The organism is Candidatus Cryosericum septentrionale, from assembly GCF_003570995.1.
GTDB lineage: Bacteria > Caldisericota > Caldisericia > Cryosericales > Cryosericaceae > Cryosericum > Cryosericum septentrionale.
Genome location: NZ_QXIY01000024.1, coordinates 704 through 7,369 on the forward strand (window position 1 = coordinate 704; position 6,666 = coordinate 7,369).

Sequence of the window (6,666 nt, forward strand, 5' to 3'; positions counted from 1 at the left end):
GTTTCGCCGGTGGGATCAGTGAACAGGTACTTCTTGGCTTCCATCACATCGAGAATCCCTGCGAACGTGTCTTCCTTTCCGACTGGCAATTGTACCAAGGCAGGCCGCGCTCCCAGTTTCTCGCGAATTGCCACAACTGTCTTCTCAAAATCCGCACCAACGCGGTCGTACTTGTTGATGTAAACGATGCGCGGAACATGGTACTTGTCCGCCTGGCGCCAGACCGTTTCCGACTGAGCCTGTACCCCCTCGACACTAGACAGGATAATTACTCCCCCGTCAAGCACTCTGAGAGCGCGTTCCACTTCTGCCGTGAAGTCCACGTGGCCGGGCGTATCAATGATGTTGATCTTAAAACCCTTCCAGAAGGCCGTGACAACGGCAGATTGAATCGTAATGCCACGTTCACGCTCCTGAGGCAGAAAATCCGTGGTCGTATTCCCATCATCGACGTTGCCAAGCTTGTACGTGGACCCCGTGTAATAGAGAATCCGTTCCGAGGTCGTTGTCTTCCCAGCATCGATGTGAGCAATAATCCCGATGTTTCGTATGTTGTTCAGATCGTTCTGATTAAGCATGCAGTGCCACTACCCTTCGACAGCGTTCCGACTCTACCAGCGATAGTGAGAGTACGACTTGTTCGCCTCTGCCATCCGGTGGACATCTGACTTCTTCTTGAAGGCGGAGCCAGTTTCAGAAACCGCGTCAATCATCTCATATGCTATCTTCTCGATCATCGACTTGCCAGCGCGTTTCTTCGCGGCGTCGACGATCCATTCCATGCTCAGGTTGATACCGCGGCGCGACTCAACCTCAACGGGTATTTGAAGTGTAGCTCCACCGACTCGGCGGGGCTTCACCTCAACCAGGGGCCGGCACTTCTCAATGGCCTGCTGGAAGACTTCGATGCCAGGCTTTGCGCCCTTCCCGTCGATAAGCTTGATGGCCCCATACACAATACCCTGTGCCTTGACCTTCTTGCCTTTCTTGAGGATCTTGTTGATGAAGTGGTTCAACAGCTCGCTGTTGTAGATGGGATCAGCCTGAGCTGGCTTGCGGAACTGCCGCTTCTTCCTAGGCATTACTTGCCACCTTTCTTTGCTGCGGCGCCCTTCTTGGCTCGCTTGGCTCCGTACTTTGAACGTCCCTTCATGCGATTGGCCACGCCTGCAGTATCCAGTGTTCCACGAATGATGTGATAGCGCACGCCAGGCAAATCCTTGACCCTGCCACCACGAATCAGCACCATCGAGTGCTCCTGGAGGTTATGACCGACCCCGCCGATGTAAGCCGTAACCTCCATGCCGTTTGTCAGACGAACTCTGGCAATCTTGCGCAATGCGGAGTTAGGCTTCTTCGGTGTCGCGGTCTTGACCTGAGTGCAAACGCCCCTCTTTTGTGGGCAACCCTTGAGCGCCGGAGTCTTTGTCTTGAACTTCGGCTGCACGCGGGGCGACCGCACCAGTTGGTTAAATGTCGCCATACAGTTTCCTCCTAAGAACGTAAATACACATTTCTAAATGATACGCATTAGGGGGCAAGTGTCAAGCGCTTGCCCCCTTGACAAATCACACCCGCACAGCCCAGACGTCACTCACTCGACTCTCTGGTCGCGTTTGCCCCAAAATCTAACTCCCGCGAGCCTCCCGAAGAGCTTCCGCCTGCGTTTTGCGCTTTTCAAACATGAGCTCCGGAGACGATGTGCCAGCAGGAATCGACTTGCCCACGATAACGGCCTCCTTGAGGCCGGTCAGCCGATCGATCTTGCCCTTGATAGCTGCATCAGCAAGCACTCTTGGCGTCTCCTGGAATGATGCAGCGGACAGGAAACTATCCGTTTCGAGAGAGGATTTTGTGATACCCTGAAGGACGAGGTCGAAGGACGCAGGCTTGCCACCCTGCGCACGGACCTTGCGGTTCTGCAGCAGGAGTTCATGCTTGCTCACGATCTGGTCGGTGAAGAATGTCGTATCGCCCGGGTCGACAACCTTCACTTTCTTCAGCATCTGGCGAATAATCATCTCCACGTGCTTGACGTTGATATCGACACCCTGAGAACGATAGACCTTCTGGACTTCCTGAACCAGGTACCGGGCCGTCTCCTCGACGCCCACTAGCTCAAGGAGACCCTTGGGGTCGATGGAGCCCTCGGTAAGCTGGTCACCCACGCGCACGTGCGCTCCATCCTTGACGCGGAACCTGGTCATCGGCAAGACTTTGAACTTAGCTTCGGCACCCGTCTTGGGCGTGACAACAATCTGCTTCCTCTCCTCAAAGTTCTTCTCTTTCACATCGACGATGTGCAATACACCATCCAACGTCGAGACGACCGCCTGCCCCTTTGGCGTACGTCCTTCGAAGATCTCCTCGACGCGAGGCAGACCCGTCGTGATATCAACGACCGCGATGCCTCCTGTGTGGAACGTGCGGAGGGTGAGCTGCGTACCGGGTTCACCGATGGACTGAGCCGCGATGACGCCGACCGCCTCCCCGACCTGGACATCATTGCCAGTGGACAGGTCACGGCCATAGCACATAGCACAGACGCCATTCTCACTTTGGCATGTGATAGCAGAACGAAGGCGCACGCTGGTGATACCAAACTGCTCGATAGCAATCGCCACTTCGTCACGAATGAGACCATCCTTGGGAACCAAAACGATATCTTCGTCCACGACCACCGCGACGGACGTGATGCCAGCGCGTTTCGTTGCCGCAAGCACCTTCTCGGTAAGAGGGTCGCCCTTCTCTGCAAGAGTCTTCTTTCCCTCAGCAGACACGACGTCTGTCGCAACAGGTCGATCGAGGATACGTTCAAGCGTCGTCTTCGACCAGGCTGGGTTCACCTTGATCGTCGATGCACGGAGCACGATGTCATCGGCTGCGTACCGGCCGGCCACCTGTTCGCGGAGACCAACGATGACAGCACCGCCGTCGACGACAGGCTGAACGATCAAGCCACCAACATACCGCTGGATCTTCAGGAACTTGAGACCGAGGGCTTCCAGGCGTTTCGCCTGTTCCCACGAGATCTCCTCGCCGGGCTGGATGATGGTCTCTCCGGTCAGAGGATTCACGACCTGTTCGTCGGCGATCTTGCCCGCCAGCTCCTCTGAAAGGGAGGACACCACCAGATTACCAATCTTGATCTCACGGGCCTGAGAGTGGGTGCAATCTTCTTCGCGGACCACCAGTTCGTGCGCGACATCGACAAGACGACGCGTCAGGTAACCCGAGTCGGATGTCTTCAGTGCCGTGTCGGCCTGTCCCTTGCGGGTACCGTGTGTCGAGAGGAAGTACTCGAGCACAGACAGACCCTCACGCAGGTTGGACTTGATGGGGAACTCGATGATCTTTCCCGAGGGATCCGACATCAAGCCTCGGATACCCGTCATCTGCACGATCTGCTTCTTGCTTCCACGGGCGCCGGAGTCGGCCATGATACGCACGGAGTTCTCTTCGGTAAGGTTGCGGAATACGGCCCGTTCGATCTCTGCGCCCTTCTCCTGCCACACCTGGACCACCTTGAGGTAGCGGTCGTTGTAGGACAGGAGCCCCTCGTCGTAGAACTCGTTGATCTCGCGGACGGTCCTGTCGGCATCGTCGAGGATGCGCTGCCGCTCGGGTGGAACTTCCATGTCCGACAGTCCAATAGACATGCCCGATTCAGTCGCATACTTGAATCCGAGTGCCTTGATGTTGTCGAGAAGGACATTGGTCTTGGACACGCCAAACTGCCGCGAAAAGTCCAGGATCATCGCCTCGATCTCCTTCTTGGGCATCGTCTTGTTCTGGAAGGGGAAGTCACGATACTTGGCCTCACCCTCGAAGATGGTTGCCCGGAGTTCATCATTGAACACGACTCGGCCTGCAGTGGTACGGATCTTCACACCACCAAGGCGAACAAGGACCGGATCGTGGACACGCAACTTCCCCGATTCGAAGAGGTAGAGGACGTCCTGCTCGCTGTAAACGGGAGTGGAAGTCCACTTCATCGCCTTCATCTTCTCCTTGATCTCATACGTGAGGTAGTAGGCGCCGAGCACCATGTCCTGAACAGGGCCGGCCATAGGGTTTCCGCTCGCCGGCGAGAAGATGTTGTACGAAGAGAGCATAAGCAAGCGTGCCTCCGTCTGGGCGGCGAGACTCAGGGGAAGATGGATGGCCATCTGATCTCCGTCGAAGTCAGCATTGAACGGAGTGCACACAAGAGGCGATATCTGAATGGCCTTGTCGTCGATGAGGACGGGTTCGAAGGCCTGAATCGACAGACGGTGAAGGGTCGGCGCACGGTTCAGCAGAACAACGTTGCCCTTGACGACCTTCTCGAGGATGCTCCACACTTCTGGCGTGGGCTTCTCGACAATGTCCTTGGCAACCTTCATACTGCCGACGACGCCTTCACGCATAAGCCGGTAGATGACATGCGGCTTGAACAGTTCGAGCGCCATTTCCTTGGGAACCCCGCACTGACTGATCTTGAGCTGCGGTCCTGAAACGATGACGGCACGTCCGGAATAGTCGACACGCTTGCCCAGAAGGTTCTGACGGAACCGTCCTTCCTTTCCCTTCAGCTTGTCGCTGAGGGAGCGGAGAGGGCGCCCGTTCGCGTTGACCACGGGGTATTGGCGCTTGCTATTGTCCAGCAGAGCGTCCACAGCATCCTGGAGCATGCGTTTCTCGTTCTGGAGCAGGATCTCCGGGGCGCTTTCGTCAAGCATCTTCCCCAGGCGGTTGTTGCGGTTGATGACCCGGCGGTACAGCTCGTTGAGGTCGTCCGATGCAAATCGGCCTCCCTCCAGTTGAACGAGGGGCCGGAGGTCCGGCGGAATCACCGGGATGCGGGTCATGATCATGTCCGTGGGCTTTCGGCTATTGTTGATGAGAGCCGTGACCACGTCCAGCTGTTTGACTGCCTTTGCGCGGTCCTGACGAGACTTGCCTTTGATCCGGACAAGGAGATTGTCGCGCATTTTGTACAAGTCAAGGTCCTTGAGGAGTTCGAGGAACGCTTCGGCACCCTTCCTGGCGACGAACTTCTCACCCTTCATCTTGCGATCGCGGAACTCTTCATCAGTCACAAGTTGTTTGCGCACAAGTCCCTCGGCATTGCCTGGGTCCAGGATAAGCCAGCTGCCGAAATAGACGACCTTCTCGACAGCCTTGCTGGGCATCTCGAGGAGAAGCGCAATGTAGTTGACAGCGTTGCGGAAGTACCAGATATGTGCGACCGGAGCGTGGAGTTCGATGTGCCCCATGCGCTCGCGGCGAACGTTGGAATCGGCTACTTCGACGTGACATTTGTCACAGACCTGCCCCTCGAAGCTTTTCCCCTTGAGCTTGCCACAACGGCACTGAAAGCTCTTGGTCGGCCCGAAGATGATCTCGCAGAATAGTCCATGGGGCTTCGGTTTGCCACTCCGGTAGTCAAGCGTCTCAGCTTCAGTCACCTCTCCATGTGACCAGCTGTGTATTTCCTCCGGTGAAGCCAAGTGGAGGGACAGAGCCTCAATCTTGTTGTTTCTCAATCTTCCTCCCTTCGAACTACTCTTCTTCCTCAGCGACCATGGTAGCCTTCGCGTCGGCAATGATCTTCTCAGCAATACGCTCGGGCACTTCCTCATAGTGATTGACCTTCATCGAGTATGTACCAGTTCCCTGGGTAATGGATCCCAGGTCGATACCGTAGTTCAACATCTCTGCAAGTGGGACAGACGCCTTGATGATCTGCTTTCCCTGAATACTCTCCATGCCTGAGATCTTGCCACGCTTGCTCGTGAGGTCGCCCATAACGTCCCCCATATACTTCTCGTCGACATTGGCTTCGAGCGCAACGATCGGTTCCAGCAGAATGGGGCTGCACTGCTCAAATCCCTTCTTGAACGCCAACGATCCAGCCAGCTTGAACGCCATTTCCGACGAATCGACAGGGTGGTAGGACCCATCGACAACGGCAACCTTGATGTCCACCGCGGGGTACCCGGCCAGCTGGCCTTTGTTCATGGTCTCCAGCATACCCTTCTCGATAGCTGGGATGAACTGCCTTGGGATTGCTCCTCCGAACACCTTGTTCTCAAAGACCCAGCCACCACCGCGCTCGTTTGGTTCCATCTCAATCCAGCAATGACCGAATTGGCCGTGGCCACCAGTCTGCTTCTTGTGCTTGCCCTCCACACGCGCCTTGCTCTTGATCGTCTCGCGGTATGGTACCCGGGGCACTTCCAGGTCGATGTTCACGCCGAATTTCTTCTGAAGACGCTCCACGATAACCTGAAGATGGGCTTCACCCAAACCGCTGAGAATGGTTTCATGGGTCTCTGCATTCTTGTCGATGACCACAGCGGGTTCTTCTTCTTTTAGCCGGCTCAGGGTGGAGCTCAGCTTGTCGTCGTCGGCCCTAGTCTTCGGTTTGAGAGAGCGCATAAGGAGGGGTGCTGAGAATACAATGGGCGCCAGATCGAGAGGGACGTCTTTTGTCGAAATCGTGTCGTTCGTCGCAGTGTGCACCAATTTCGAGATGACGAGGATGTCCCCAGCGACTCCTTCATCTGTCGGTTCCTGCTTCTTCCCAATCATGTGGAACAGGCCACCGACTTTCTCTGAGACATCTTTCGTTCCATTATAGATTTCGCGAGCAATCTTTCCGCTATAGATGCGCATGAACGA

The 6,666-nt window shown here is 56.0% G+C and carries 5 protein-coding genes; all 5 read right to left on the bottom strand.

Going from position 1 to position 6,666, the window contains the following annotated elements; genetic code table 11:
- Positions 1 to 578, bottom strand: a 578-nt coding sequence (locus SMC1_RS05775) for a GTP-binding protein (protein WP_119085835.1), incomplete at its 3' end; no start/stop codon positions are given.
- A gap of 33 nt (positions 579 to 611) precedes the next feature.
- On the bottom strand, positions 612 to 1,082 hold the full coding sequence (gene rpsG, locus SMC1_RS05780; protein WP_119085836.1) for a 30S ribosomal protein S7: 471 nt from the start codon (positions 1,080 to 1,082) through the stop codon (positions 612 to 614).
- Positions 1,082 to 1,483 (bottom strand): 30S ribosomal protein S12, encoded by a 402-nt coding sequence (rpsL, locus tag SMC1_RS05785; RefSeq protein ID WP_119085837.1) that lies wholly within the window; start codon positions 1,481 to 1,483, stop codon positions 1,082 to 1,084. The genes rpsG and rpsL overlap by 1 nt, the downstream gene beginning before the upstream one ends.
- 145 nt (positions 1,484 to 1,628) lie before the next feature.
- Complete coding sequence (gene rpoC, locus SMC1_RS05790) at positions 1,629 to 5,528, bottom strand: DNA-directed RNA polymerase subunit beta' (protein ID WP_165849255.1); 3,900 nt, start codon at positions 5,526 to 5,528, stop codon at positions 1,629 to 1,631.
- Between the two features lie 16 nt (positions 5,529 to 5,544).
- The coding region (locus tag SMC1_RS05795) for an elongation factor G (RefSeq protein WP_413814606.1) at positions 5,545 to 6,666 on the bottom strand (1,122 nt) is incomplete at its 5' end.